1 protein-coding gene and 1 pseudogene are annotated in these 2,813 nt (G+C 71.3%); both read left to right on the forward strand.

The genetic code is table 11. The features are described from left to right. The coding region (locus tag ACWCQ6_RS36715; protein ID WP_451096775.1) for a DEAD/DEAH box helicase at nucleotides 1-2,110 on the forward strand (2,110 nt) is incomplete at its 5' end. Continuing rightward, nucleotides 2,107-2,781: pseudogene (locus ACWCQ6_RS36720) on the forward strand (SWIM zinc finger family protein); the annotation flags it as partial. The gene ACWCQ6_RS36715 and the pseudogene ACWCQ6_RS36720, both read left to right, overlap by 4 nt. Nucleotides 2,782-2,813 lie beyond the last annotated feature (32 nt).

Raw genomic sequence — 2,813 nt, forward strand, 5'->3', positions numbered from 1 at the left:
GACGCGATGCTGGCGGGCCTGGCCCGGATGCTGGCTCCGGGCGGACTGCTGTCGCTGCTCGTACGGAACGCCGACGCGCTGGCGATGCGTCCCGGCCCGGGCCTGGCCTCCGCTGTCCCCGCTGCTGTCCGCCGCGGTGCCCGACTTCGTGGAGCCGGACGACGACGAGCTCGCCGAACTCCTCGGCCCCGCCGGACGGGCGCTGGCCGCGACCGGGGTCCAGGTGCACTGGCCCAAGGAGCTGGCCCGCAAGCTCACCGCACGCGCCGTGATCGGGCCGCCCGACGACGCAGGAAGCGACGAACACGGCGGGGTGGCACGTATCGGTTCCGAAGCACCGACACTCCTGTCCGCGGACGCGCTGCTGGCGTTCGACTGGTGGTTCGCGATGGGTGATCAGAAACTCAGCCGCGCCGAGTTGGACCGCCTCGCCGAAGCCAACCGGCCGGTGGTCCGGCTGCGGGACCAGTGGGTGCTGATCGACCCCGAAGAAGCCCGGCGAGCCCGCGAGACCCAGGACCGCAAGGTCACGCCGATCGACGCGCTGGGGGCGGTCCTGACAGGTTCCACCGAGATCGACGGCCACCGGGTCGAGGTCCGGGCCACCGGCTGGCTGGAGCGGCTGCGCCGCCGGCTGGCCGACCCGGAGGCGGCCGGGCAGCAGGGCGAGCCTCAGCCGGTGGGCCCGCCCGAGGCCCTCGCGGCCACGCTGCGCGATTATCAGCTGCGCGGTCTGAACTGGCTGCACACCATGACCTCGCTCGGCCTCGGCGGCTGCCTCGCAGACGACATGGGTCTCGGCAAGACCATCACGCTCATCGCCCTGCATCTGCACCGCCAGAGCATCGAATCGGTCGCCGGTCCGACGCTGGTGGTCTGCCCGACGTCGCTCATGGGGAACTGGCAGCGGGAGATCGAGAAATTCGCGCCGGGCACACCGGTGCGCCGCTTCCACGGCGGATCGCGCAACCTTTCCGGACTGGCGGACGGCGAGTTCGTCCTCACCACGTACGGCACCATGCGGCTCGACGCGGCCAAGCTCGCGGAGATCCGGTGGGGCCTGGCCGTCGCCGACGAGGCACAGCACGTGAAGAACCCGTACTCGGCGACTGCCAGGCAGTTGCGGACGATCGGCGCACAGGCCCGGGTGGCGCTCACCGGGACCCCGGTGGAGAACAACCTATCCGAGTTGTGGGCGATCCTCGACTGGACGACGCCGGGGCTGCTGGGCCGGCTCGGCACCTTCCGTACCCGTTACGCGCGGACCGCGGAGGGCGGTGACCCGGCTGCCGCCGACCGGCTCGCCGCGCTCGTGCGGCCGTTTCTGCTGCGGCGGCGCAAGTCCGACCCTGGGATCGCACCGGAGCTGCCGCCGAAGACCGAGACGGACCGCACGGTGTCACTGACGGCGGAACAGACGGGGCTGTACGAAGCGGTGGTGCGCGAGACGCTGGCCGCGATCTCCGGCGCCGACGGCTTCGCCCGGCGCGGCCTCGTCGTCAAGCTGCTGACGGCGCTGAAGCAGATCTGCAACCACCCGGCGCAGTACCTCAAGGAGAACGAGCCGCGGATCGCTGATCGTTCGGGAAAGGTGGAGCTGCTGGACGAGCTGCTCGACACGATCCTGGCGGAGCAGGCGAGTGTGCTCGTGTTCACCCAGTACGTGCAGATGGCCCGGCTGCTCGAACAGCATCTGGCGGCGCGCGGGGTGCGCACGCAGTTCCTGCACGGTGGTACGCCCGTCGCCGAGCGCGAGGCGATGGTCAACCGCTTCCAGGCGGGCGAGGCCCCGGTCTTCCTGCTGTCGTTGAAGGCGGCCGGCACCGGTCTCAATCTCACCCGGGCCGGCCATGTCGTGCACTTCGACCGCTGGTGGAACCCGGCGGTCGAGGCGCAGGCCACCGACCGCGCGTACCGGATCGGACAGACCCAGCCGGTGCAGGTGCACCGGCTGATCGCCGAGGGCACCATCGAGGACCGGATCGCTGACATGCTGGCACGCAAGCAAGGCCTGGCTGACGCGGTGCTCGGCTCCGGCGAGGCGGCGCTGACCGAACTGACCGATGCGGAACTGGCTGATCTGGTGGAGCTGCGAGGGGGCACGCGATGACTGACGGACACGACGGCGACCGCTACTACGGCGGCGAGTACGAGAGCGACGACAGTGACACCCCTGCCCCGGGGCAGGAACGTACCTTCGCCGCACTGCCGCCCGCACACGGCCGCGGCTTCGCCGAGTCCTGGTGGGGTCGAGCCTGGCTGAAGGCCTTGGAGGACACCGCGCTGGACGGCCAACAGCTCAAGAAGGGACGCAGGTTCGCCCGCGAGGGACGGGTCGGTGCGGTCTCCGTGCGGCCCGGCCGGATCACCGCGGTGGTCCGGGACGGGGACTCGTCCACGTACCGCAGCGATGTGCTGCTCCAGGAGCTGAGCGAGGCGGGCTGGGAACGGCTCCTCGGCATGGCCGTAGAACGGACCGGGCACATCGCGGCACTGCTGGACCGGGAGATGCCGCCGCACCTGGTGGAGGACGCGGCGGCGGCCGGAGTGGAGCTGCTGCCCGGGATCGGTGATCTGGACCCGCAGTGCACCTGTGACGCATGGGACCACTGCCCGCACACCGCCGCGCTGTGCTATCAGGTGGCGCGGCTGCTGGACCAGGATCCGTTCGTGCTGCTGCTGATGCGGGGGCGCGGCGAGCGGCGGCTCCTGGACGAACTCCACATCCGCATCGCGGCGCGCGCCGAGGACCCACCTTCGCCGAGATCGTCGACGAGGAGACCCAGCGCGACCCCGACCTGGCGGTGATCGAG

The organism is Streptomyces sp. NPDC001880 (assembly GCF_053594575.1).